Source organism: Reyranella sp., from assembly GCF_004297265.1.
Lineage (GTDB): Bacteria > Pseudomonadota > Alphaproteobacteria > Reyranellales > Reyranellaceae > Reyranella.
Genome location: NZ_SCUT01000030.1, coordinates 38,728 through 61,637, shown reverse-complemented (window position 1 = coordinate 61,637; position 22,910 = coordinate 38,728). Strand labels below are relative to the sequence as shown.

The following is a 22,910-nucleotide window of genomic DNA, read 5'->3' as shown; positions in this document are numbered from 1 at the left end:
GACATTCAATACCGGAGCTAAATCACTGATCTAAATCAGAGATACGCGGTTACCCCGGTGCCTCTCCAAGCGGCCCTCCAGCTCGAGAGCCATGAGGACCTCCGCCATGGAGGCGGCGGACACTTGGCACCGGCGCACCAGTTCGTCAACCGCAGTGGGTACAGAGCCCAAGGCCTGCATGATCCGTGCGGAAGCTGTGTCGGCGGGCATTTCGGTCGGTTTTTCAAGATGTTGGGTCGTCGCCTTGGGGCAACCCAGGACGCTTAGAATATCGTTCGCGTCCCGCACCAGAATGGCCCCATCCCGAATGAGGCTGTTGGATCCGGCGTATCTCGGGTCCATTGGCGAGCCCGGCACCACGAACACCTCCCGGCCCTGCTCGGCCGCCCGCTGGGCGGTGATGAGGGAGCCCGACCGGGCAGCCGCCTCGATGACCACAATGCCGGCCGAGAGGCCGCTCACGATCCGGTTGCGGCGCGGGAAGGCGCGGGCGATGGGCGGCGCCCCCAGGGCCACTTCGCTCAGGACCAGGCCGCGCGCGGCGATCGCGTCTTGCAGGGCGGCGTTCTGGGGCGGGTAGACCTGATCGACGCCGCAGGCCAGCACGGCGACCGTCCCGCTGTCGAGGGCAGCGTCGTGAGCGGCCGCATCGATGCCTCGAGCGAGACCCGAAGCGATCACGAAGCCGGCTGCGCCCAGTGTAGCGGCGAGCTCGGCAGCAAACTGGCGCCCGGCCAGCGAGGCCTCGCGGGCGCCCACGATGGCCAGGATCGGCCGACTGAGAAGAGTGGGGTCGCCGAGGACGGACAGGACCGGCGGCGCGTCGGGCAGGGCGGCCAGCGCGGCGGGATAGGATTCGTCACCCACCACCAGGAAGCGTCCGCCGAGGTCGGCGAGCGCCTGCTCTTCGCGCTCGATCGCGGCCTCGGAAACGGTCGCCAAGGTGGCACAGGCTGAGAGGGCCGATCCGAAATGCGCCAGCGCCTCGTGAAAGGTGACGGGGCCGATCCGCGCACTGCGCGCCAGCCTCAGCCGGGCGCGACGCTCCGCCGGCGTGATCTCAGTGTGATGGGGGCCGTCGAACATGGGGCGACGATAGGCGGGCAATCCATGATTGTAAAACAACCAATAGTAGCAATCGGTTTCAGGAGCGGCTGCGCCGGCTGAGCACCGCGCCCATGGCGCCGGCCAGGGCGAGCACGGCGATGAGCGGGCCGAAGCCCTCGAAGCCGGCCGAGCCGATCATGGCGGCCCCCAGGGCGGCGGCCCCGATCCAGCCGACGCTGGCCGAGGTGCCGTTCAGGCCGAGTACGGTGCCGCGCACGTCCTCCGGCACGGAGGCGAGAGAGGCCATGTAGGATGGCCGTCCGAGTGCGTTCAACAGCACGTAGACGAAGCCCACGGCCACCGAAACGGCCGGGCCCGGATGCCAGGTGAACAGGACCAGCGCCGCCACGCCGGACAGCGCCATGGCCACGGCGAAGGTGAGGAGCCGGTCGCGCAGCCGGTCGGCGAGCTGGCCGCCCAGCACCGTGCCGGCGATATTGCCCAGCGCGAACACCGCCAGGGGAAGGGCGAGTTCGATCAGGGTCATGTGATAGGTGACCTGCATGAAGGTGGCAAAGTAGACCACCGCGAGCCCGTAGCAGATGCGTTCGGCGACGCCGGTGCCCAGCAGGCCCAGCACCCGCCTGGAGAGAGCCGTTCGCAGTGAGGGCCGCGTGCCGGCGGCACGCGTGTGGCCGGCACTGCCGCGGCCCACGGTCAGGAACAGGCTGATCACGGCGGTGATCGACAGGCCCGCGACGCAGAGCAGCCAGCCGCGCCAGCCGAAGATCGAGCCGACGGCCGCCGCCATCGGGATGCCGACCACGAGGGTGAGGGATTGGCCGCTCATGACCCAGCCGAGCGCCCGGCCCCGCTGGCTATCCGGCACGCGCGCGGAGACTTCGGCAAAGACGATACCGGTGAAGGCGCCGGCGCAGCCCCCGCCGACGGCCGCCCAGACCGCCACCCAGAAGAACGAGCCTGCCGCGGCCTGCGCCACCAGCGTGAGGGCCAGCGCAAAGGGCGCGGCGATCAGGATCGGCCGGCGGCCGATCACATCCGACATCCAGCCGCCGAGGGCGGAGACGATGCCCCAGGCCGTAGCTGTCAAAGAAACGAGATTGGCGACGAGCGGCATCGCCACATCGAGGTCGTGGGACATCTCCAGCAGGAAAGGGGCGCGCGTGGTCCCGCTCGACGTCGCGGCAAACGACCCCAGGCAGGCGGCGCCGATCAATGCCCAGGGCAGGCCGCGGGACGAGGAAACACTCATGCGCCGCTGCTATGACAGGAATGGCGGCGACCTGCATCGGCCGGATGGATATATGAGCCATGAACTTCTTGCTGCGAAGGAACGAGCGATGACGAGATGGTGGGCGGCAGTCGTTTGCCTGTTGGTCGCGACGTCCGCGGCGGCGCAGGATCGGACGCGCCTCGAAGTCTATTCGACCCTCGAGATCGAGAACCTCAACGACTTCAAGAGGACGTTCGAGGCCGAGAATCCCGACATTGAAATCCAGTGGAATCGTGATTCGACCGGCGTCGTCACGGCGAAGATCCTGGCCGAGCAGGGACAGCGGCGCGCCGACGCGATCTGGGGACTGGCCGTCACATCGATGTTGCTGCTCGACCGGCGTGGCCTGCTGGAGCCCTATGCGCCCAGCAACTTGGCCGCGATCAAGCCCGCCTTTCGCGATCCCGCCAATCCCCCGGCCTGGGTCGGGATGGAAGCCTGGGTCGCGGCGGTGTGCTTCAACACGATCGAGGCGCAAAAGCTGTCGCTGCCGAAGCCGCGATCCTGGTTCGATCTGCTCGACCCGCGCTTCAAGGGCAAGCTGACCATGCCGCATCCCGCTTCGTCGGGGACGGGTTACTTCCATGTCTCGGCCTGGATCCAGATGTTCGGCGAGGCCAAGGCATGGGAGTTCATGGACAGACTCCACGAGAACATCGCGGTCTACGAACATTCCGGCACGAGACCTTGCCGCCAGGCGGCGTCGGGCGAGTTCCCGGTCGGCATTTCCTACGAACTGGCGGCTGCCAGCGCCCGCCAGAAGGGGGCGCCGATCGAAGGGCTCATGATGATGGAAGGCGGCGGCTGGGACATGGATGCCGCCGCCATCCTGCGCGGCACGAAGAAGCCGGAGGCGGCGCGACGCCTCATGGATTTCGCGGCCAGTCGCAAGGCGAACGAACTCTATGCGTCGTTCGTCAGCCAGGTCGCGATCGCGGGCATCGCCAGCACTATTCCCGACTATCCGGCCGGTGTCGCCGAATCGATGATCAGGAACGACTTTGCCTGGGCGTCGGAAAACCGGGCGCGAATCCTCGCGGAATGGACGAAGCGCTACGAGGGCAAGGCGGCCCGCAAGTGATCAGGCCGCCTGCTTCTTCCCCTGCCCGATCTTGGGCTCCGTTCCGTTCAGCAGGCGCGCGATGTTCTCATGGTGGCGGACCCACACGAGCGGAACCAGCAGGGTGAGCAGCATCGCGGCCCGCGGGTCGGTCAGGAACCAGGCGGCGATCGCGGCGATCACCACGCTGAGCAGGGCGGCCAGAGAGGAGTAGCGGAAGGCGGCGGCGAACAGCAGCCAGGCGGCGCAAGCGATCGCGCCGACCGGCCACGACAGGCCCCACATTACCCCGAGCGTCGTGGCGACTCCCTTGCCGCCCTTGAAGCCCAGCCAGACCGGGAACATGTGGCCCAGCACAGCGCCCGCGGCAGCGCCGACGGCTGGGAGCTGACCCACCTGGTCGGCGATCAGCACGGCCACCACGCCCTTCAGGGCATCGAGCAGCAGGGTTGCCGCAGCCAGTCCCTTGCGGCCGGTGCGCAACACGTTGGTGGCGCCGATATTGCCGGATCCGACATTGCGGATGTCGCCCAGTCCGGCCGCGCGCGTCAGCAGCAATCCGAACGGGATGGAGCCCATCAGGTAGCCCATCAGGAACGGGCCAGCCATCAGGATCAGGGTCGAGACCATCGCCGCGTCCTACGGGCTTAGCAGCCTGCAGTTCGTCGAGTCGACATAGGCCGTGGTCGGCGGTCCGATCAGCTCGGTGGTGATCTGCTCGCCGGGCTGGATCGAGACCGGACCATAGTAGGCGTCCTCCAGCGCGCGGCTGCCGTTCATGAAAGTGCAGACCGCTTGCGTATCGATCGCGCGCTGGACGTTGGACTTCAGCACAATGGTGACCTGCCAGTAGCGTGACGGCCCGTAGGTCAGGTTGTTGGCACCGATCGTGACCAGCGGCTGTGGCGTCGCAAAGTTCGGCACCGGACGCGGCCCGCTGCGGCGGGCCTGCGGCTGCGGCTTCGGGCCCATGGCCTCCGGCGGCCGGTAGGTGGACTGGCTCGGGTCGAAGGCGGCGTTGGGATCGTAGGGCGCCGGGCCGGAAGATGCGGGCGCGCCGAGCGGCTGGGGGCTGCCCAGGGTCGCCGTGCCACCGCCGGGTACACCGAGCGGCTGGGGCGTGAGCGGCGCGGAATTGATGGAGGACCCGGTGCTCGGCATCGGTGAAAGAGGCGTGGGCGTCGCCTGCAGCGGCGTCGGCGTCGGGGTGGGCGTCGGGGCAGGCGTCGAGGCGACGGGTGCCGCCGCCGGGGCCTGGACGCCGCCAACCTGGGTCTGCAGGCGATCGTAACAGGACAGTCGCGCCTGGGTCTCGGTGATCTCGCTGCAGATCTGGATATGGCGCGTCAGCGCATCCAGAAGGTCGTCACGCGACCCGCCGCGCTGCTGGGCGTGGGCCGTGCCGGCGAGCGCGACCGTCGCGACGCCGAGAAGAAGTGAGTGCCGGAGCATCATCGGTTCCCCGTTTAAAGACGGAAACGACCATATCAGACCAGATGGCCGTTTGAAGGCATCGGTTAGGCGGCTGTGGCCGCCGCTGCGAAGCTGTCGTCGCGGTAGATCGTCCGGCCGCCGACGATCGTTGCAAGGGCGCGGCCCTGCACCGGGCGCTCGTCGAAGGGCGAGTTCTTGGTCTTGCTCCACAGATCGTCGCGATCGATCTTCCAGGCATAGTCGGCATCGAACAGGACCAGATCGGCCGGCGCGCCCTTTGCGAGCTTGCCGGCCGGCAGACCGAACAGCGACGCCGGCGTGGACGAGAGGAGCTGGAACAGCCGCGGCAGGGTGAGATGACCGCCGTGCACCAGTTCGAGCGAGATCGGCAGCAGGGTTTCGAGCCCGATGCCGCCCGGCTCCGCCTGGGCGAAGGGCACGCGCTTGCTATCCTGGTCCTGCGGCCGGTGATCGGAGACGATGGCGTCGATCGTGCCGTCCTTCAGTCCTTCGACGATCGCCAGCCGGTCCTTCTCGGCACGCAGCGGCGGCACCAGCTTGCCGAAGGTGCGGTAGTCGCCGACGGCGAGATCGTTCAGCGCAAAGTAGGGCGCGGCCGTATCACAGGTGATCTTGAGGCCGCGCGCCTTGGCGGCAGCGATCACCTCGACCGACTCTGCCGTCGAGATCTTGGTGAGATGCATGCGGCCGCCGGTCATCTCGGCCAGCCGGATGTCGCGCTCGACCATCATCACTTCGGCGAGCGGTGGGTTGCCCGAGAGACCAAGGCGAGTCGCCATCGCGCCGCTCGTCATGGTGCCGCCGGACAGCGTCGGCTCCTGCGGCAGGTGGACGATCAACGCATCGAACGTCTTGGCGTAATAGAGAGCGCGACGCATCACCTGGGCACTGCCCACGGCATGGTCGGCATCCGTGAAGGCCACGGCGCCGGCCTCGGCCAGCAGGCCGATCTCGGCCAGTTCCTTCCCTTCGAGGCCCACGGTGAGTGCCCCGTAGGCGTACATGTTGGCGAGCTTGACCTGGCGGGCGCGGCGGGCCACGAACTCGATCAGGGACGCGTCGTCGAACGGCGGCTCGGTGTCGGGCAGCAGCACCATCGAGGTGATGCCGCCGACGGCCGCCGCAGCGCCGGCGCTCTCCAGAGTCTCCTTGTGCTCCTCGCCGGGCTCTCCGGTATGCACGCGCGTATCGACCAGGCCGGGTGCGAGATAGTAGCCGCGGCAGTCGACCGACTGGATGCCGTAGGGCGCGCCGGAGGCGAAGAGATTGGGGCCGAAGTCGGCGATCTTGCCGTCGCTGATCAGGACGGCGCCGCGATACTCGGTGTTGCCGGTCGGGTCGACGATGCGGGCGTTGATATAGGCCGTCGAGCCGGCGTGCGGCGGTGCGAGCTTGTCGATCTTGCCGCTCATGCCCCGTTCCCGATCTGATTACGCTGCCCGCCGATCAAGGCGTCGAGGCAGGCCATGCGCACGGTGACGCCCATCTCGACCTGCTCGTGGATGACGCTGCGGTCGAGATCGTCGGCGACTTCGGAATCGATCTCGACGCCGCGGTTCATCGGGCCGGGATGCATGATCAGCGCGTCGGGCTTGGCGTATTGCAGCTTGGCGCGGTCGAGGCCGAAGAAATGGAAGTATTCGCTGATCGAGGGGACGAACGAGCCTTGCATCCGTTCAGTCTGCAGCCGCAGCATCATGACGATGTCGACGTCCTTCAGGCCGGTTTTCATGTTGTAGTGGACCTCGACACCCATCTTGTCGACGTCGGTCGGCATCAGGGTCGGCGGCCCGACCACGCGCACGCGGGCGCCCATGATCTGCAGAAGGTGGATGTTCGAGCGGGCCACGCGGCTGTGCATGATGTCGCCGCAGATCGCCACCAGGAGACCTTCCAGGCTGCCGCGTCGTCGTCGGATGGTCAGCGCGTCGAGCAGAGCCTGCGTGGGATGCTCGTGCTGGCCGTCACCGGCGTTGATGACGGCGCAGTTGACCTTCTGCGACAGGAGATTGACGGCGCCGGATTCGTGATGGCGCACGACGATGGCGTCGGGCCGCATGGCGTTCAGCGTCATCGCCGTATCGAGCAGGGTTTCGCCCTTGCGCACGGAGGAGGTGGCGACATCCATGTTGATGACGTCGGCCCCCAGCCGCTTGGCGGCGACCTCGAAGCTCGTCCGCGTGCGCGTCGAGTTCTCGAAGAACAGATTCATGATCGTGCGGCCGGCGAGCCTGTCGCGCCGTTTGTCCACGGACCTATTCTGGTCGATGTAGGTTTCAGATAGGTCGAGCAAGCCCGAAATCGTTTCAGGCGAAAGACCTTCGATGCCGAGAAGGTGGGGCAACCTCGGCACGCCCGCGCGTTTGTTTGTCACTAAAGCGCGACGTTAAGCACGTGCGCGCGACCCTCGCAAGAAAGCGTTTTGGTGGATAACCGTCGAGATCAAATTCAGGCGTCCAGGAGGTCCGCGCAGGGACGTACCAAGGCCGGTCCACGCGGTGCAATGAAGTCCGCCCAGATCGCATTGTGATGCTCGATGATCTTCACCGCTGGCAGGTGAGGGCGGTCCGACGCGGTGTGACCATCCGAGGGCACGACCGTCGCGTGACCACGCGCCAGGGCGCTTCGAACGGTGGTGTCGACGCAATAGTCGGTGGCCCAGCCGGTGATTATCAGCCGGTCTATGGCCTGTGCGCGCAGGAATTCCTCGAGCGAGGTCTGCAGGAAGGCGTCACAGGATGTTTTGCGGATGACGGCGTCGGTCGGGCGACGAGCCAGCTCGTCGATCAGTGGCCAGCCGGGCATGTCGGGATGGAAGGGATCTCCCGGCGGGCCGTCGTGCTGGATGAAGACGACGGCGCCACCGCGATTGCGGACGGCGGCGGCGACCCGGTTCAGGCGGCCGACCAGGCCCGCGGCATCGTATTTGGGTGTCGCGTCGACGAACGCGGCCTTCTGCATGTCGATGATGATGAGCGCATCCTTCATGCGACGGCCTCTCACGCTCCCCGTCGCGGACCCGTATATCGGGCGCGCGGACGAATCAACGCGCCATGCGCGGCCTGCTCGATCGCGTGCGCGATCCAGCCGACCGTGCGGCCGAGCAAGAAGAGCGCCAGAGCCGAATCCCTGGGCAGGCTCAGCACGCGTTCCAGGGTGACTGTCGCGAAGTCGACATTCGCCTTGCGGTCGATCTGCTGCTCGACGGCATGCGCGACGCGCTCCGCGAAGGCGAGCTGGGGAGCGCCGGGAGCGAGTTCGCGCATCATGGCGAAGAGGGCGGCGGCCCGAATGTCACCGTCCGGGTAGAGCTGGTGGCCGAAGCCCGGAATGTAGATCCGCTCGCGCACCCGACGCGCCAGCTCGGCTTCGATGTCGACTGCTTCCTCAAGATCGGCGAGCAGGCCTGCCACCCGTCGCGTCTGGCCACCGTGACGCGGGCCGTTGACGGCAACCAGACCAGCCATCGTGGAGGCGTAGAGATTGGCGCCGGTCGACGCCACGACACGGGCGGCGAACGCCGAGGCGTTGAACTCGTGGTCGGCCGAGAGGACGAGCGCGGCCCGGATCAGCGCCGCGTGCTCCGCCGGGACGTTCCAGGCCGCGGCCACCTGCTCGTGGATCGGCCGGTCGGAGAGCGGCTGGCCGGTCACCGCGGCCGCCAGCAGCCGGAGAATACGTGCGCCGGTCTCCAGCATGGCGGGGCGATCCTCGACCCAGCTCGGATGGTCCCAGCGCGCCGCCGCCGGCAACAGTACGAGGCAGGCATCGACCGGTGGCAGTGCCGAGGCGGCCTGCCAGGCGCTGCGTAGCGCCGCCGACATCGGCGGCAGGTTACGGGCGGCGAAGGGCCGGTCGTCGCAATCCCAGAGAAGCTGCGCGACCTGCTCGAGTGAGCTGTTGCGCGCCAGCCGCGCTGCGTCCTGGCCGCGATAGAACAGGCGACCGTTCTCGATCAGCGTGAGTGACGATTCGAGAACGGGCGTGCCGAAGTCCAGCGCATTGGCGGCGATCGATTCCGCCTTTCGGCCGACATCGCGGCGACGCTTGAGCTGGGCGACATCATCGGCCCGGTAGCGCCGCTCGCGCTGCCCGTTGGTGCCTTCGGAGCGCAGCAGGCCGCGGCTCACATAGGCGTACAGCGTGGCGGCGGAGACACCGAGGCGTTGCGCCGCTTCCTTCGAACTGAGCCATTCCGTAGCCATGTCTTATTATGGATTAAATCAGTCAATATTGACAATACATATGCTGGACCGAATGTTGGGCGCGTACCAGCAAGGAGATTGCGATGCTGCAGACACGAGTGGACAGCGGGCTCGACGGCGTAATCGTGGCCGACACGGTGATGAGCGAGGTGGACGGGGAGGCCGGTCGGCTGATCGTCCGCGGACAGGCAATCGAAGACCTCGTCCGGGCGCGCGGATTCGAGGGCGTGGCGGCGCTGCTCTGGGAAGGCTTTGCCGAGGGCGGCGGCGACGAGGCGGCGGTCCAGGCCGGCCTGGCCGCGGCGCGTGTGCGCGCCTTCGCGGACGTCCCGAAACTGCTGAACGCCGCCACAGGGCTCAATCCCGTCGAGGGGCTGAGGGTCGGCCTCGGCATGCTGCCCGATTCGGATCCCCTGCCGCACCACTATCTGGTCTGTGGTGCGCTGCCGGTCTTCCTGGCGGCGCTGCTGCGGGCGGCCGACTCGAAGCCTGCCCTCGCACCAGATCCGACGCTCACGACGGCGCAGGATCTGCTGCGCATGATTCGTGGCCGGCGCGCCGATGCGGCGTTCGAGAAGGGACTCGATACCTATCTCGCCACGGTGACCGATCACGGGTTCAACGCCTCGACCTTCACGGCGAGGGTCGTCGCCTCGACGCGGGCCGGTTTGATTTCCTCTGTGCTGGCCGCGCTCTGCGCTCTCAAGGGTCCGCTGCATGGCGGGGCACCCGGTCCCGTCCTCGACATGTTCGACGAGATCGGGTCGCCGGAGCGGGCCGGGGCGTGGCTGGACGACGCTTTCGCCAAGGGCACGCGCCTGATGGGCTTCGGCCATCGCGTCTACAAGAAGCGCGACCCGAGAGCCGACGTGCTGAAGAACACGGTGGCGACGCTGCCGCAGACTGCAGGTCGTCTGGCCTTTGCGGTGGAGGTCGAGCGCAGCGCCATTTCAGCCTTGCGGAAGCACAAGCCGAAGCAGCGGCTGGACACCAACGTCGAATATTACACCGCGCTCCTGCTGGAGGCGCTCGAGGTGCCCCGCAGCGCCTTCACCGCCCTGTTTGCCGTTGGTCGCGCTGCCGGATGGTGTGCGCACATCTTCGAACAGGAGAAGGGCGGGCGCCTGATCCGGCCGCAATCGACATATGTCGGACCGCGGCCGGCCTGAGCCTCAAACTCGCCGGACCGTTGAGCCGCGCCAGGTGCGGGCCCGCGTGCCGGTGGCATCGAAGACCCAAAGGATCACGTCGGCACCCGCCGGCGTGAAGGTGGCCGTGAAGTAGCGGCGCCAGAAGCTGCCGTCGGCGTGGGTGAACAGCGCCTCCGTGCCGAGCTGGTTCGGCCGCACCGTCAGGCTGGCCGACCGCGGCAGGGCGCGCGCATCGGCCGAACGCAGCATCGCCACCCCGTTCGTCACGGGGCCGAAGAGCATCGTTTCACCGAGTTCGTCGGTCTGCATCGGCCCGCTATCGATCCGTAGCCAGACGCCCGGGCTGCCATCGACGCTGCGCACGGTGAACTGGATCACGAAGGGCCGGCCATCGTCGTATTCCTCGCGCGGCGATGTCGGCGGCGGGACGATGTCCTCCAGCGGGATCGAGCGGTAGAAGCGGGCGGTGCCAGAATAGGTGCCGAGCCAGTCGGCCCACCGAACGTCTTGGGCGTGCGCACAGGGCGCGGCAAGCAGCAGGCCGGAGGCCACCAGTGCGCGCCGCCGCGTGATCATGAGCGCGCGGTCCTAGCCGGCAAGAGCGGGCTGCTCCTCGTAGGTCGCGAAGAAGCGGCGGCCGGATCCCCGCTGGTTCTCGTAGATCGAACCCTGGTGATCGGCCGGCGGCAGGGGCATGCGCACCGGCGCCGGCCGCACGCGCGGCTCGATCGTCGGCTCGCCCAGCACCATGCGGCTGTTGAACTCGTCGAAGTCGGCTACCCCCATCAAAGGCCAAGCATCGGCGGCCGCATATTCATGCAGCAGGAGCCGGCGCTGGCGATTGGAACGGTTGAGCGCGGAGCCGTGCACCAGCCGCGCATGATGGATCGTCATCGAACCGGCAGGGCCCATGAGCGGGACCGCCTTCGCGATGTCGATGCCGGCTGCCTGCGGATCGAACGCGCCGCAGAACCGGCCGTTGGCATGGTGGTCGTGGACAGGGCCGTGATGGCTGCCGGGCACCACCATGAGAGGGCCGTTCGCCTCGTCGCAATCGTCGAGATAGATTCCGGTCGCCAGCACGTCGTCGTTGCTGTGCGGATAGAACGCCCAGTCCTGGTGCCATTCGACCGGCGAACCGTAGCCCGCCGACTTCATGTTGAGCTTGCCGCCGTGCAGACGGATCGACGGTCCAATGAGCTGCGCGAGCAGGGACGTAATTTTGGGGTCGCGTGCGAGCGCGCCGAAGAAGGCGTGGCGCTTGAAGATGGCCGGCTTCAGCCGGCGCACCCTCGGCATGGTGGCGCTGTGGCTGGGCTCCAGATCATAGAGCTCGTCGTTGGCCGAGATGCCACGTGCATCCGCCACCAGGCGATCGGTGAGCGAGCGCAGTTCGGCGAGCTGTTCTCCCGCTATTAGGCGCGGGATCACGAGATAGCCGTCGCGGCGGTAGGTCTCGATTTGATGATCGGTCAGCATGCGGAAAACATAGCACGCGATCGCCGCATCATCGATAATTGCTGGATGACGAGCCGTGCCCTTTTTCCGACCCTTGTCTATCGCGAGTCGCTGGTCGACCGGCGCTGGCGGCGCTTCAACCAGGATCTCGCCGACGAATGCCAGTCGCTCGCCGCTTCGGACGCGGCGGGACAGCGCTGGTCGGCCAAGCATTATCTCGGCGGCTATACCTCCTACGGCTCGCTCGACCGGCTGCACCTCGTTTCCTCGCTGTTCGATCGGCTCCGCCGCCGCATCGATCCCCATGTGAAGACGTTCGCGCGCGACCTCCACTACGATCTTTCCGGCCGCGCATTGGCGATGACCGATTGCTGGGCCAACCTGATGCCGGCCGGCACGGTCCACTCCATGCACATCCACCCGACCTCGTTCGTCAGCGGCACCTATTACGTGTCGGTGCCCAACGGCGCGGGGGCGATCAAGTTCGAGGATCCTCGGCTCGGCTACCAGATGGCGGCACCGCCGCGCCGCGCAGATGCGCCGGAGGCCTATCGCGCCTTCATCAGCGTGGCGGCGCATGACGGCGATCTTGTGCTGTTCGAGAGCTGGTTGCGCCACGAGGTGCCGCCCGCGCACTTTTCCGGCGAACGCATCTCGATTAGCTTCAACTATGCCTGCCCGCCAAGGGCCGGTCGCTGACGGAGCAACGATGCGCTTCCTTGCCCTGGTCCTTCTTCTCCTGGCAGCCGCCGGCATGTCCGCCGCGCGGGCGGCCGACGAGCTGCCGATCTTCGACGCCCACATGCACTACAGCCACGATGCCTGGTCGGTCGTGCCGCCCCGTGAGGTCGTTGAGATCCTGAAGAAGGCGGGTATCAAGCGCGCCATGGTGTCCAGCTCGAACAACGACGGCACCAGGATGCTTCAGGACGTGGCGCCGGGACTGATCGTGCCGGAGCTGCGGCCCTATCGTTCGCGCGGCGAGATATCGACTTGGGCGAAGGATCCGACCCTGATTCCCTATCTCGAGGACCTGCTGTCGAAGCGCAGGTACAGGGCGATCGGCGAGTTCCACATCTACGGCGCCGATGCCGACTTGCCAAACGTGCGGCGCGTGGTGGAGCTCGCGAAACAGTACGGGCTCTTCCTGCACTCGCATTCCGATGCCGACGCCGTGACTAGGCACTTCCAGCAGGACCCGGGTGCCAAGGTCCTGTGGGCGCATTCGGGCTTCGAACGACCGGAGAAGGTGCGCGAGATGCTGCGCCGGTATCCGACCCTGTGGTGCGACCTTGCTTTCCTCACATCGCACGTCTCGAACGGCAAGGTGGCGCCGGGCTGGCGCGATCTCTTCATCGAGTTTCCCGACCGCTTCGTGCTGGGCAGCGACACCTTCACGCCGGAGCGCTGGCACTATGTGATCGAGAATGCCCGCTGGTCGCGGCAGTGGCTTTCGGACCTGCCGCCTGACGTCGCTCGCAAGATCGCTTACGAAAACGGAGACCGGTTGTTCGGGAGCGCGCAATGAAGCTGGCCGTCGCGTTGCTGGGATTTCTTCTCGCGACGCCGGCCTGGGCCGATTGCCCGCTCGACCTTGGCCGCGGGACGGGCTGGGTGATCTATTCCGATCACTATCTGTTGGCGTTCCGTCCCGATCCACTGCGCATCGAGGTTGGTGAGCCGTTCGCGCTGGTCCTCAACGTATGCACCAAGAGCGGCGAGCCGGCCGAGTTGCTGGCCGTCGATGCAAACATGCCCGAGCATCGACATGGCATGAATTACCGGCCCGACATCGTGGCGAAGGGCGACGGCCGTTTCAGGGCCGAGGGCATGCTGTTCCACATGCCCGGCCGCTGGGAGATCACCTTCGACGTGCGCGCAGGCGAGGAAAGCGAGCGCCTGACGCACGACATCATCCTCAAGTGATCCGGTTCCCGCTGCTGCTGTTGTCGCTGCTGGGCCTTTGGGCCGGCGGCGTCTTCGCGCAGCAACTGCTCGACTGGACACCCGAGGAGATCAGGACCGTGGAGAAACACGGCCCGTGGCCGCCATCGCCGGTGCGAGATCCCTCGAACAAGGTGTCGGGTACGCCGGCCGGTATCCTGCTCGGTGAGCATCTCTTCAACGATCCCCGGCTGTCCGGCGATGGCCGCGTGAGCTGCGCCACCTGCCATCAGGCCGGCCGCGAGTGGAGCGACGGCCTCGCGAGGGCGCGCGGGACGGTCGAACTCGACCGCCGTACGCCGTCGCTGTGGAACATCGGCTACCTCCACTGGTTCGGCTGGGACGGAGCAGGCGACTCGCTCTGGGCGCAGAGCATCCGTCCACTGCTCGATCCGCGCGAGATGAACGGCGGCCCCGCGCGCGCCGCCGAACTGTTGCGCGGCGACGCTGCGCTCGCGTGCGGCTACGAAAAGGCGTTCGGCAGCGCGCCCGGCACCGACGACGAGCGGCTGCTGGTCGACACGGCCAAGGCCCTGGCAGCCTTCGAGGCGACGCTGGTCAGTCCGCGCACACCCTTCGATGATTTCCGCGATGCCCTCGTGGCCGGCAATCGCGAAGGGGCATCGCGTTATCCGCTTGCCGCGCAGCGCGGCCTCAAACTTTTCATCGGCGACGCCAATTGCAACCTCTGTCATCTCGGTCCGCGTTTCACGAGCGGCGAGTTCGGCGACATCGGGATTCCGTTCTTCGTACGGCCCGGAGAGGTCGACCCCGGTCGCCTCGGCGGGTTGGGGCGGCTGGCGGCCAGCCCCTTCAACCTGCTCGGCAAGTACAATGACGATGCCACCGGCAACAACACCCGGCGCACGCGGCACGTCCAACGCCAGCATACGAACTTCGGGGAATTTCGTGTGCCCGGCCTGCGCCAGGTGGGCCGCAGCGGCCCCTATATGCACAATGGCAGCCTTGCGACCCTCGAAGACGTTGTAAGGCACTATTCGGAGGTAAGTCCGGATCGCCTCCACAGCGACGGCATCCCGCTGGTGCGGCCGCTCGGCTTGACGGCGGAGCAGAGCGCCGATCTCGTGGCCTTTCTCCGCTCGCTCGACGCCGAGCCATTGGCTCGCCCAAGGCCAGCGCCGCTCTGCCCCTAAGGCGTATTCGACGCCACGACCCAAGGCATAGTCTTCGCCCTACTTGATGAGAAAGCTTTCCAGCTTTTTTCCGCTCTTGAGTGCCGCCGTGAGCCATCTCGGGCGATTGCCACGACCGGCCCATGTTTCTTCGGCATTCTTCGGATTGCGATAAAGGGGCGGCAGCTCTCTTCCCTTGAGGGGATGCGCTTTGCCGCGACGCTCCGAGCCGCCCCTGGTGGGGACAGTTCCACGAAGGTCCGCAATAGCTTCGATCAACTTCATGCGCTGCTTTGAAATACGCGTCTCGATCTCGGCTTCGATCTGCGCCCGCATCACCACCAAGTCATCAAAGGCCATCGACTTGATCTTCATGCTCGCCCTTCCTCATCGTTCATGTAAGTCGCAACTGAAGTACGCGCGAAGCTGCAACAACGCAACATGGTTGCATGGCGCGAAGTATGCGTCCGTAGTGCAGACTTATTCGCTCGGCTGAACTTAGGGTCCGTACTCGCGAGCCTGACAAAGGTCAGCGCAGTCGCGCGATCACGCCTTCCAGAATCCAGGCAGCGGCAGCAGCATCGACGCGCTCGGCGCGCTTGGCGCGCGTCATGTCGTAGTCGTCGATCATGCCGCGCGTCACCGCCGCGGTGCTGAGTCTCTCGTCCTGGAAGACGATGGGAAGACCGGCGAGCGACGGCGCACCATGGTTGTGGATGTTGGTCACGAACTGACGCACGGACTGGCAGCGCGGGCCCTCAGTGCCATCCATGTTGAGAGGCAGGCCGACCACCAGCGCCTTGACGTCGTGCTTGCGCGCGAGTTCGGCGAGGGCGGCGAGATCGGCCGCCAGCTTCGTGCGCTTCAGGGTGGTGAGGGGCGTCGCCAGCATTCTCATCACGTCGGATGTCGCGATGCCGATGGTCTTGCTGCCAAGGTCGAGCGCCATCAAACGGCCGTCGCGCACGAGCAGTGCCTTGAGTTCGGGAAAGTCGATGAGCGGCATTCAGGACGCCTTGGCCTTGAGCCAGGCCTCGGCGTGATCCGCAACGCGCTCCCACCCCGGCTGTCCAAGCACCCAATGTCCCTGGCCGTCAAATTCGGCATAATCGGCGACGTGGGCGAATTGCTTCGCGGTGCGCCGCACGACGCCGGGCGGTACCAGCCTGTCCCTTCCGGCCGCGACGAAGAGCAGGGGCACTGTCACGCGCCGCGGATCGACCGTCGCGGCCTTGGCCCTATCGAGCCAGGGCAAGGCGATCTCGAGCAGTGCACGTCCCGATTCGTGGACGAACGCCGAATGCTCCTTCGCGCCCATGGCGCGATCCGCGGTATTAAAGGTGTAGGAAAGCGCCTCGCCGAGACTCGCCCTGTGGGGCTTTCGCCACCATCCCCAGCGCGCCTGGATCTGGGCGAAGGCCATCACGTTGGACGGCCTGATCGCAAGAGTGCCCGAGGGCGGGGCAGGGGTGAGCAGGACACCGGCCCGTGCCAGGCCTCTGGCACACAACAGCAGCGCCAGCAGCCCGCCCATCGAATGGCCGATCACGACTGGCTTCTCCGGGAGAGCCAGGATCATCTTCTCGAGATCGGCGACATAATCGAGCAAGCTTGTTTTGCCCAGTTCATCGGGAGCTGCTTCCGGCGGCACGTCATGGTGCCTCAGCGAGGGTGCAATCGTTTGCCAGCCGCGCTCATCGAGGACCGGGCGCCAATGATGCCAGACGCCAGATGTTCCCCACATGCCGTGAATCAGGACTGCCAAGCGAGCCATGGCCAAGGTTATAAGGTGTGCAGCGGACCGGGTCGACACGGCCTGACGGAAAGGTGCTCGGACAAGGTGACAGATACTCTTTATGCCCTGCTGGCGATTGCGATCGTCCTCACCGTCGTAAGTGTGCTGGTGCCCCTCGCCGAGCGATTCCGCCTGCCGCACACCGTGCTGCTGGCGATTGCCGGCATGGGCATGGGCTTTCTCGGGTCGTGGATCATCAGCCGTGGCATTCACCTCGGAGTCCTTTCCGACGCTTTCGTCGGCCTCGACAAGCTCGAAGTCGGGACCGAGGTGTTTCTGCCGCTTTTCCTCCCACCGCTGCTGTTCACAGCTGGTCTGACGATCGACGTGCGGCGCCTGATGGACGAGATCCACGCTGTCCTCCTGCTGGCCGTTGTCGCGGTGCTGGTCTGCATCGCCTGTGTTGCAGGCGTGGTGCATTTTGCGACCGGCATCGATATCGTGATCTGCCTCCTGCTGGGTGCTGTCGTCTCGACGACGGATCCGGCGGCGGTCATCGGCATTTTCCGCGACGTTGGCGCCCCCAAGCGGCTGTCGATCCTGGCCGAGGGAGAGTCGCTGCTCAATGACGCGGTGGCGATCGCGGCCTTCGGCCTTTTCATGGGCATTCTGGTGGCGCGCGCATCTGGCGATTCCGCCATGCCCGCGGATCCAACGGCGGCCGTGGGCGTGTTCCTGCGCGAGTTCGTCGGCGGTCTGGTGCTGGGCTTTGCCATGGCGCGGGTGGCCATCATGATCCTGCCGCGGTTGGGCGAGTCCGACGCCGCGATTGCCTCGGTCACGGTAAGTCTCACCTATCTCTGCTTCATCATCGCCGACCGTTATATCCACGTTTCCGGCGTCGTCTCGGTCGTCATGGCCGCGCTCACCGTGGCGGCCTACGGGCCGACGCATCTCCATCCGCGGCAATGGACGGCGCTGCGCCAGGTCTGGGCCCAGCTCGAATTCTGGGCGAACTGCCTCATCTTCGTGTTGGCTTCGATGCTGGCGGCCGACGTATTGCTGAAGATCACTTGGCTCTATGCTTGGGGCGTCGCGGCCGTCGCGGTTGGCGCCTTCTCGGCGCGAGCGCTGGTCGTATTCGGCATGCTGCCGGTCCTCGAAACCTTCAAGCTCGTCCAGCCGGTGAACCGCCGCTACAAGGCAATCCTGGTATGGGGTGGCCTGCGTGGCGCGGTGACGATCGTGCTGGCCATGGTCGCCGCGGGCAACGAGCGGCTCCCCGAGGCCACCCGCGACTTCATCGCCATTTCAGCCGTCCTGTTCGTGCTCTTCACCCTGTTCGTGAATGCAACGACCCTCGGGCTCGTGATGCATCTGTTCGGCCTCGACAAGCTCAGCCGCCTCGAACTGGCCTTGCGCGACCGGGTGCTTGCCCTCTCGCGCATCAATGTCGAGCGGCATCTCCGGCAGATCATCCGCCAGCACAATGAACGCACCGACGGGTTCGCCGTCGATCCGGCCTCGGCAGGCGATCCTGCCGTCGAGCCGGTGCCGCCGGACCTGGCGCTGGATCTCGAGGAGCGCGTCAAGATCGGCCTGGTGACACTCTGCACACGCGAGAAGGAACTCTATCTGGACCAGTTCCAGCAGCAGATCCTGTCACGCCGCATGGTGGCCATCCTGGCGGCAAGTGCGGACCGCTTGATCGACACGGTCCGCGACAAGGGGGTTCAGGGCTACGAGGAGTGGCTCGAGGAGATTTCGAAGCCCAACTACGGCTTCCGCGTCGCGCTCTGGCTGCATCGGCGCTTCGGCTTCGAGCGTATGCTGACCGACCGGCTGGCCGACCGTTTCGAGATCCTGATGGTGTCGCTCAGCGTGTTGAGTGAGCTCGCTGTGTTCAACGCGAACTCGATCGCCGACCTCCTGGAACACGACGCCGAGGAGCGCCTCGCTAGCCTGATAAGTACCCGTCAACTGGGCGTGGAGGGCGCGCTCCGGGCGCTCTCGCTGCAGTATCCCGGTTACTCGGAGTCGGTGCAGCAGCGACAGCTCGAGCGGGCCGCGATTCGTTTCGAGGCGGCAGAGTATGTCCGCCGGCTGCACGAGGGCATCATCAGCAGAGAAGTCTACAACGATCTCCGGGATCAACTCGCCGAACGGCGCGGCGCCGTGAGCCAGCGCCCGCCGCTCGACCTTGGCCTCGAACTGCAGGCCATGATCGGTCGCGTGTCGCTGTTCGCGGCGCTCGACCGGGAGACCATCGTTCAGGTCGGCAAGCGCCTTCGCGCCCTGGTTGCCTTCCCGGGTGAGAAGATCATTCGGGTCGGCGGACCGTCCGATGCCATGTACTTCGTCGCCGCGGGCGAGGTGGTCGTGCACGTGCGCAACCTCCAGGTGACGCTGAAGGAGGGTGATTTCTTCGGCGAGATGGGGCTTCTTACGTCGCAGCCGCGAAATGCCGACGTCATCGCCAACGGCTACTGCCATCTGCTCGTCCTCGAAAAACGGGACTTCAACAAGATCCTCGCGCGCCGGCCCGACGTGCGTCAGGAAGTTGAAGCGGTCGCGGCCCGCCGCATCGCGGAGAACGAAGCCAAGGCGGCGTCCTAGTCGGTTCGTCCTGGTCGGTTGCTCCTGCAGGGCAAACCGGCTACCAACCGCGAATACTGCTTTGTTTCCGGGCGTTTTGGAGTGCTGGAATGTCGCTCGACAAGGAGACCGTGGCGCGCATCGCGCGGCTGGCCCGTCTGAAGGTTCCTGAGGAGGAGTTGGCGCCGCTGGCCGGCGAGCTTTCGGGCATTTTTGCCTGGATCGAGCAGTTGAACGAAGTCGACACCAACAATGTCGAGCCGATGTCGTCGGTGTCCGACGTCACGCTTCCGATGCGCGCCGACAAGGTCACCGACGGCGGTATCGCCGCCAGGGTGCTGGCCAACGCGCCGGGTGGCGCGGTGTATATCGACCCCGCCGACAAGAATGCCGGTGGCTTCTTTAGCGTGCCGAAGGTGGTGGAGTAGACGATGGCGGCTCTTACCGATCTCACCATCGCCCAGCTCACGTCGGCACTGGCCAAAAAGGAAGCGAGCGCCGTCGAGGTGGCCGACGCGCACCTCGCGAAGCTCGACGAGCATCGCACGCTCAACGCCTTCATCACCGAGACGCCTGACAAGGCGCGCGAGATGGCCAGAGCCTCCGACGCGCGCTTGGCGAAGGGTGAGGCCGGCCTGCTCGAGGGCGTGCCGCTCGCGATCAAGGATCTGTTCTGCACGGAGGGTGTCCAGACGACAGCCGCATCGAAGATCCTCGAGGGGTTCGTGCCGCAATACGAGAGCACGGTGACGGCAAACCTTTGGAGGTCGGGTGCGGTGATGGTCGGCAAGACCAACCTCGACGAGTTCGCCATGGGCTCCTCGAACATGACCAGCCATTTCGGTGGCGTCGAGAATCCATGGAAGCGCCGGGGCGACAACCGCAAGCTGGTGCCGGGCGGCTCCTCCGGTGGCTCAGCGGCGGCCGTCGCCGCCTACATGGTGCCCGGCAGCACGGGAACGGATACCGGCGGCTCGATCCGCCAGCCGGCGGCTTTCTGCGGTATCGTCGGGCTGAAGCCCACCTATGGCCGCTGCTCGCGCTGGGGCGTCGTAGCCTTCGCGAGCTCGCTCGACCAGCCCGGGCCTTTCGCCCGCACGGTCGAGGATACGGCGCTGCTGCTGCGAGTCATGTCGGGCCACGATCCGAAGGATTCGACGTCGGCGCCGCTGCCGGTGCCGGATTTCACTGCCGCGGCGCGCAATCCCGACATCCGGGGCATGAAAGTAGGCATCCCCAAGGAGTATCGGGTCGACGGCACGTCCGAGGAGATCGTGACACTGTGGTCCAAAGGTATGGAGATGCTGAAGGCGGCCGGCGCCGAGCCGGTAGAGGTCTCGCTGCCGCACACCAAGTACGCGCTGCCGGCCTATTACATCGTGGCGCCGGCGGAATGCTCGTCCAACCTGGCGCGCTATGATGGTGTGCGCTTCGGCCTTCGCGTGCCGGGCAAGGACCTGACCGAGCTGTACGAGAACACCCGCGGCGCAGGCTTCGGCAAGGAAACCCGCCGACGCATCCTGATCGGCACCTACGTGCTCTCGGCCGGCTACTACGACGCCTACTACAAGAAGGCACAGCAGATCCGGGCGCTGATCGCGCGCGATTTCAAGCAGGCGTTCGAGACGTGCGACGTGTTGCTGACGCCGACCGCGCCGACGGCCGCCTTCGCGGCGGGCGACAAGATGGATGATCCGGTGACCATGTACCTCAACGACATGTTCACGATTCCGGCGTCGATGGCCGGCCTCCCAGGCATCTCGGTGCCAGTGAGTCTCGACAAGGACGGGCTGCCGCTCGGCCTGCAGCTCATCGGCCGTTCCTTCGACGAAGAGACGCTGTTGCGCGCCGCCGCGGCGTTGGAGAAGGCGGCCGCGTTCGGCGGTCGCGCGGCGGGGTACTGATGCCCACCGTTTTGCGTCGTCTCGCGAAATGATGCGCTCGTCCTGCAGTTCGGCCAGAAGCTGCCCAGGAGACGCATCCATCCCGAAGGCGTAAAATTCCGGCAACCCCGGGAGTAAACGAACATGGCGGACTTCGATCTCGTAGTGCGTGGCGGCAACCTTGCGGACGGCACGGGCGCGGCGATTCGTGAAGCCGACGTCGCGATGAAGGACGGCAGGATCGCCGCTGTCGGCAAGGTCAGCGGACAGGGCCGGGAAGAGATCGACGCAAAGGGCATGCTCATCACGCCCGGCTTCGTCGACATCCATACTCACTATGACGGCCAGGCCACCTGGGATTCCTACCTGCAGCCCTCGAGCTGGCACGGCGTCACCACGGCCGTGATGGGCAATTGCGGCGTGGGCTTTGCGCCGGTGAAGATCGAGGATCGGCAGCGCCTGATCGAGCTGATGGAAGGTGTCGAGGACATTCCCGGCGCTGCGCTCGACGAGGGCCTCAACTGGTCGTGGGAATCGTTCGGCCAGTATCTCGATGCGCTCGATGCCAAGCCCCGCGACATGGATCTGGGTGCCCAGCTGCCGCATGGCGCGCTGCGCGTCTTCGTGATGGGCGAGCGTGCCGCTCGACTGGAGGAAGCGACGTCGGAGGAGGTGGCGCAGATGCGCGCGCTGACGGCGCAGGCGATGCGCGACGGCGCACTGGGCTTCTCGACCTCGCGCACGCTAAACCATCGCACGGTGAAGGGCGATCCGACGCCGTCGCTGCGCGCCTCCGAGGCGGAACTGCTCGGCATCGCGCTCGGCATGAAGGATGCGGGCCGCGGCGTCATCGAGTTCATCTCCGACTTCAACACGCCCAACCCGGAGAGCGAGTTCGAGATGCTGGACCGGCTGCTGACGGCATCCGGCCGGCCCTTCTCCGTGTCGCTGGCGCAGCGACATTCGCGGCCCGACGGCTGGCGCCGCCTGCTCGGCCTGGTCGAGGGGCTGGTCGCCAAGGGCCACAGTGCCAAGGCGCAGGTGGCGCCGCGGCCGATCGGGGTGCTGCAGGGCTTGCAGGCGAGCCGCATCCCGTTCTCGATGTGCGCCGCCTACAAGGAGATCCAGAACAAGTCGGTCGAGGAGCGGCTGGCGATCATGCGCGATCCGGCCTTCCGCGCCCGCATCCTGAAGGAGAGCCACGAGCCGCTGCGTTCGGAGATGGCGCAGCGCCTCACCGACTTCGATCGGATGTTCCCGCTGGGAGATCCGCCCAACTACGAGCCGCCGCAGGAGACCTCGTTCGGTGCCCGCGCCGCGCGCGAGGGCCGCGATCCGCGCGAACTGATCTACGACTATCTGATCGAGGGCGAGGGCAGAAACTTCATCTTCGCGCCGTTCGCCAACTACGCCGCCTACAATCTCGACTGCTGCAGCGAGATGATGCAGAGCCCGCACACGCTGATCGGCCTCGGCGACGGCGGCGCGCATGTCGGCCTGATCTCCGACGGCTCCTATCCGACCTACCTGCTGCAGCACTGGGGCCGCGACCGCAAGCAGGGCCGGCTCGACGTATCGTGGCTGGTGAAGCGTCATACGCAGGACAATGCCAAGGCCGTCGGCCTCGGCGATCGCGGCGTCGTGGCGGTCGGCAAGAAGGCCGATCTCAACGTCATCGACTTCGACAGGCTGCGTGTCGAGGCTCCCATCATGAAGTGGGACCTGCCGGCGGGTGGCAAGCGCCTGCTGCAGCGGGCAACCGGCTACCGCGCGACCGTCGTGTCGGGGCAGGTCACGTATCGTGACGGCGAGGCGACCGGCACGCTGCCCGGCCGCTTGGTCCGCGGCGCGCGAGCCTAGAGAAGGACGGATACCTCCCCATTCAAATGGGGAGGTGCCCCGCAGGGGCGGAGGGGTCATGACCCCATCGCCCTCGTAAGACGAGGGCAC

At 66.6% G+C, this 22,910-nt stretch carries 23 protein-coding genes; 10 read left to right on the top strand and 13 right to left on the bottom strand.

Annotated features, from left to right (window positions below):
- Positions 1–30: 30 nt before the first annotated feature.
- Both dprA and EPO41_RS14165 read right to left on the bottom strand, forming a co-directional pair.
- Positions 31–1,086: a DNA-processing protein DprA gene (gene dprA, locus EPO41_RS14170; protein ID WP_296326096.1), complete on the bottom strand. Its 1,056-nt coding sequence runs from the start codon at positions 1,084–1,086 to the stop codon at positions 31–33.
- A gap of 58 nt (positions 1,087–1,144) precedes the next feature.
- Entirely contained in the window at positions 1,145–2,320 is a 1,176-nt protein-coding gene (locus EPO41_RS14165; protein WP_296326094.1) for an MFS transporter, read from the bottom strand.
- Positions 2,321–2,408: 88 nt separating this feature from the next.
- Here EPO41_RS14165 and EPO41_RS14160 point away from each other — a divergent pair, with 88 nt between their 5' ends.
- A complete protein-coding gene (locus EPO41_RS14160; RefSeq protein ID WP_296326092.1) occupies positions 2,409–3,422 on the top strand; it encodes a putative 2-aminoethylphosphonate ABC transporter substrate-binding protein in 1,014 nt (337 codons plus the stop codon).
- On the opposite strand, the gene plsY is transcribed toward EPO41_RS14160, so the two are convergent.
- The 6 genes from plsY to EPO41_RS14130 form a co-directional block, all read right to left on the bottom strand.
- On the bottom strand, positions 3,423–4,031 hold the full coding sequence (gene plsY, locus EPO41_RS14155) for a glycerol-3-phosphate 1-O-acyltransferase PlsY (RefSeq protein ID WP_296326090.1): 609 nt from the start codon (positions 4,029–4,031) through the stop codon (positions 3,423–3,425).
- Positions 4,032–4,040: 9 nt separating this feature from the next.
- Positions 4,041–4,856, bottom strand: coding sequence for a hypothetical protein (locus EPO41_RS14150; protein WP_296326088.1), 816 nt, complete (start codon positions 4,854–4,856; stop codon positions 4,041–4,043).
- Between the two features lie 62 nt (positions 4,857–4,918).
- Positions 4,919–6,268, bottom strand: a complete 1,350-nt coding sequence (gene pyrC / locus EPO41_RS14145; RefSeq protein ID WP_296326086.1) for a dihydroorotase — start codon at positions 6,266–6,268, stop codon at positions 4,919–4,921.
- On the bottom strand, positions 6,265–7,230 hold the full coding sequence (locus EPO41_RS14140) for an aspartate carbamoyltransferase catalytic subunit (protein WP_296326084.1): 966 nt from the start codon (positions 7,228–7,230) through the stop codon (positions 6,265–6,267). The genes pyrC and EPO41_RS14140 overlap by 4 nt, the downstream gene beginning before the upstream one ends.
- 74 nt (positions 7,231–7,304) lie before the next feature.
- Positions 7,305–7,844 (bottom strand): cysteine hydrolase family protein, encoded by a 540-nt coding sequence (locus EPO41_RS14135; RefSeq protein WP_296326082.1) that lies wholly within the window; start codon positions 7,842–7,844, stop codon positions 7,305–7,307.
- 11 nt (positions 7,845–7,855) lie between these two features.
- Positions 7,856–9,061, bottom strand: a complete 1,206-nt coding sequence (locus EPO41_RS14130) for a citrate synthase family protein (RefSeq protein WP_296326081.1) — start codon at positions 9,059–9,061, stop codon at positions 7,856–7,858.
- Between the two features lie 83 nt (positions 9,062–9,144).
- Here EPO41_RS14130 and EPO41_RS14125 point away from each other — a divergent pair, with 83 nt between their 5' ends.
- Positions 9,145–10,230, top strand: a complete 1,086-nt coding sequence (locus tag EPO41_RS14125) for a citrate synthase/methylcitrate synthase (RefSeq protein ID WP_296326079.1) — start codon at positions 9,145–9,147, stop codon at positions 10,228–10,230.
- 3 nt (positions 10,231–10,233) lie between these two features.
- On the opposite strand, the gene EPO41_RS14120 is transcribed toward EPO41_RS14125, so the two are convergent.
- On the bottom strand, positions 10,234–10,788 hold the full coding sequence (locus EPO41_RS14120) for a hypothetical protein (protein WP_296326077.1): 555 nt from the start codon (positions 10,786–10,788) through the stop codon (positions 10,234–10,236).
- Between the two features lie 12 nt (positions 10,789–10,800).
- A complete protein-coding gene (locus tag EPO41_RS14115) occupies positions 10,801–11,691 on the bottom strand; it encodes a phytanoyl-CoA dioxygenase family protein (RefSeq protein WP_296326075.1) in 891 nt (296 codons plus the stop codon).
- Between the two features lie 45 nt (positions 11,692–11,736).
- Here EPO41_RS14115 and EPO41_RS14110 point away from each other — a divergent pair, with 45 nt between their 5' ends.
- From EPO41_RS14110 to EPO41_RS14095, 4 genes are read left to right on the top strand one after another with little or no spacing between them, the layout of a single operon-like run.
- The gene (locus tag EPO41_RS14110) at positions 11,737–12,369 is read left to right on the top strand and encodes a TIGR02466 family protein (protein ID WP_296326073.1); all 633 of its coding nucleotides are present in this window, start codon (positions 11,737–11,739) and stop codon (positions 12,367–12,369) included.
- Between the two features lie 10 nt (positions 12,370–12,379).
- Entirely contained in the window at positions 12,380–13,198 is an 819-nt protein-coding gene (locus tag EPO41_RS14105; protein WP_296326071.1) for an amidohydrolase family protein, read from the top strand.
- Positions 13,195–13,596: a hypothetical protein gene (locus EPO41_RS14100; RefSeq protein WP_296326069.1), complete on the top strand. Its 402-nt coding sequence runs from the start codon at positions 13,195–13,197 to the stop codon at positions 13,594–13,596. Before EPO41_RS14105 ends, EPO41_RS14100 begins: the two co-directional genes overlap by 4 nt.
- Entirely contained in the window at positions 13,593–14,768 is a 1,176-nt protein-coding gene (locus tag EPO41_RS14095; RefSeq protein ID WP_296326067.1) for a cytochrome c peroxidase, read from the top strand. The genes EPO41_RS14100 and EPO41_RS14095 overlap by 4 nt, the downstream gene beginning before the upstream one ends.
- Before the next feature lie 39 nt (positions 14,769–14,807).
- Here the strand turns inward: EPO41_RS14095 and EPO41_RS14090 are convergent, their stop codons facing one another.
- The 3 genes from EPO41_RS14090 to EPO41_RS14080 form a co-directional block, all read right to left on the bottom strand.
- On the bottom strand, positions 14,808–15,122 hold the full coding sequence (locus EPO41_RS14090) for an H-NS histone family protein (RefSeq protein WP_296326064.1): 315 nt from the start codon (positions 15,120–15,122) through the stop codon (positions 14,808–14,810).
- A gap of 154 nt (positions 15,123–15,276) precedes the next feature.
- Positions 15,277–15,753, bottom strand: a complete 477-nt coding sequence (gene ruvX / locus EPO41_RS14085; RefSeq protein WP_296326062.1) for a Holliday junction resolvase RuvX — start codon at positions 15,751–15,753, stop codon at positions 15,277–15,279.
- A complete protein-coding gene (locus EPO41_RS14080) occupies positions 15,754–16,521 on the bottom strand; it encodes an alpha/beta fold hydrolase (RefSeq protein ID WP_296326061.1) in 768 nt (255 codons plus the stop codon).
- Positions 16,522–16,587: 66 nt separating this feature from the next.
- Here EPO41_RS14080 and EPO41_RS14075 point away from each other — a divergent pair, with 66 nt between their 5' ends.
- The 4 genes from EPO41_RS14075 to EPO41_RS14060 all read left to right on the top strand — a co-directional run bounded on the left by EPO41_RS14075 (position 16,588) and on the right by EPO41_RS14060 (position 22,820).
- Positions 16,588–19,098, top strand: a complete 2,511-nt coding sequence (locus EPO41_RS14075) for a cation:proton antiporter (protein WP_296326059.1) — start codon at positions 16,588–16,590, stop codon at positions 19,096–19,098.
- A gap of 89 nt (positions 19,099–19,187) precedes the next feature.
- Positions 19,188–19,505, top strand: a complete 318-nt coding sequence (gene gatC / locus EPO41_RS14070; RefSeq protein ID WP_296326057.1) for an Asp-tRNA(Asn)/Glu-tRNA(Gln) amidotransferase subunit GatC — start codon at positions 19,188–19,190, stop codon at positions 19,503–19,505.
- A gap of 3 nt (positions 19,506–19,508) precedes the next feature.
- Positions 19,509–20,981 carry an Asp-tRNA(Asn)/Glu-tRNA(Gln) amidotransferase subunit GatA gene (gene gatA, locus EPO41_RS14065; RefSeq protein WP_296326055.1) on the top strand — a complete coding sequence of 491 codons (1,473 nt, stop codon included), beginning with the start codon at positions 19,509–19,511 and terminating at the stop codon, positions 20,979–20,981.
- Between the two features lie 123 nt (positions 20,982–21,104).
- Complete coding sequence (locus EPO41_RS14060; RefSeq protein ID WP_296326054.1) at positions 21,105–22,820, top strand: amidohydrolase family protein; 1,716 nt, start codon at positions 21,105–21,107, stop codon at positions 22,818–22,820.
- The last annotated feature ends 90 nt before the right edge of the window (positions 22,821–22,910 follow it).

Bases quoted from the DNA above. Each gene is read 5' to 3' on its own strand.
- EPO41_RS14160 (WP_296326092.1), top strand. From the start codon at position 2,409: ATGACGAGATGGTGGGCGGCAGTCGTTTGCCTGTTGGTCGCGACGTCC.
- gatA (WP_296326055.1), top strand. From the start codon at position 19,509: ATGGCGGCTCTTACCGATCTCACCATCGCCCAGCTCACGTCGGCACTG.
- EPO41_RS14090 (WP_296326064.1), bottom strand. From the start codon at position 15,122: ATGAAGATCAAGTCGATGGCCTTTGATGACTTGGTGGTGATGCGGGCG.
- EPO41_RS14115 (WP_296326075.1), bottom strand. From the start codon at position 11,691: ATGCTGACCGATCATCAAATCGAGACCTACCGCCGCGACGGCTATCTC.
- plsY (WP_296326090.1), bottom strand. From the start codon at position 4,031: ATGGTCTCGACCCTGATCCTGATGGCTGGCCCGTTCCTGATGGGCTAC.
- EPO41_RS14135 (WP_296326082.1), bottom strand. From the start codon at position 7,844: ATGAAGGATGCGCTCATCATCATCGACATGCAGAAGGCCGCGTTCGTC.
- EPO41_RS14120 (WP_296326077.1), bottom strand. From the start codon at position 10,788: ATGATCACGCGGCGGCGCGCACTGGTGGCCTCCGGCCTGCTGCTTGCC.
- EPO41_RS14130 (WP_296326081.1), bottom strand. From the start codon at position 9,061: ATGGCTACGGAATGGCTCAGTTCGAAGGAAGCGGCGCAACGCCTCGGT.
- EPO41_RS14150 (WP_296326088.1), bottom strand. From the start codon at position 4,856: ATGATGCTCCGGCACTCACTTCTTCTCGGCGTCGCGACGGTCGCGCTC.
- EPO41_RS14105 (WP_296326071.1), top strand. From the start codon at position 12,380: ATGCGCTTCCTTGCCCTGGTCCTTCTTCTCCTGGCAGCCGCCGGCATG.
- gatC (WP_296326057.1), top strand. From the start codon at position 19,188: ATGTCGCTCGACAAGGAGACCGTGGCGCGCATCGCGCGGCTGGCCCGT.
- ruvX (WP_296326062.1), bottom strand. From the start codon at position 15,753: ATGCCGCTCATCGACTTTCCCGAACTCAAGGCACTGCTCGTGCGCGAC.
- EPO41_RS14080 (WP_296326061.1), bottom strand. From the start codon at position 16,521: ATGGCTCGCTTGGCAGTCCTGATTCACGGCATGTGGGGAACATCTGGC.
- EPO41_RS14125 (WP_296326079.1), top strand. From the start codon at position 9,145: ATGCTGCAGACACGAGTGGACAGCGGGCTCGACGGCGTAATCGTGGCC.
- EPO41_RS14165 (WP_296326094.1), bottom strand. From the start codon at position 2,320: ATGAGTGTTTCCTCGTCCCGCGGCCTGCCCTGGGCATTGATCGGCGCC.
- pyrC (WP_296326086.1), bottom strand. From the start codon at position 6,268: ATGAGCGGCAAGATCGACAAGCTCGCACCGCCGCACGCCGGCTCGACG.
- dprA (WP_296326096.1), bottom strand. From the start codon at position 1,086: ATGTTCGACGGCCCCCATCACACTGAGATCACGCCGGCGGAGCGTCGC.
- EPO41_RS14100 (WP_296326069.1), top strand. From the start codon at position 13,195: ATGAAGCTGGCCGTCGCGTTGCTGGGATTTCTTCTCGCGACGCCGGCC.
- EPO41_RS14060 (WP_296326054.1), top strand. From the start codon at position 21,105: ATGGCGGACTTCGATCTCGTAGTGCGTGGCGGCAACCTTGCGGACGGC.
- EPO41_RS14110 (WP_296326073.1), top strand. From the start codon at position 11,737: ATGACGAGCCGTGCCCTTTTTCCGACCCTTGTCTATCGCGAGTCGCTG.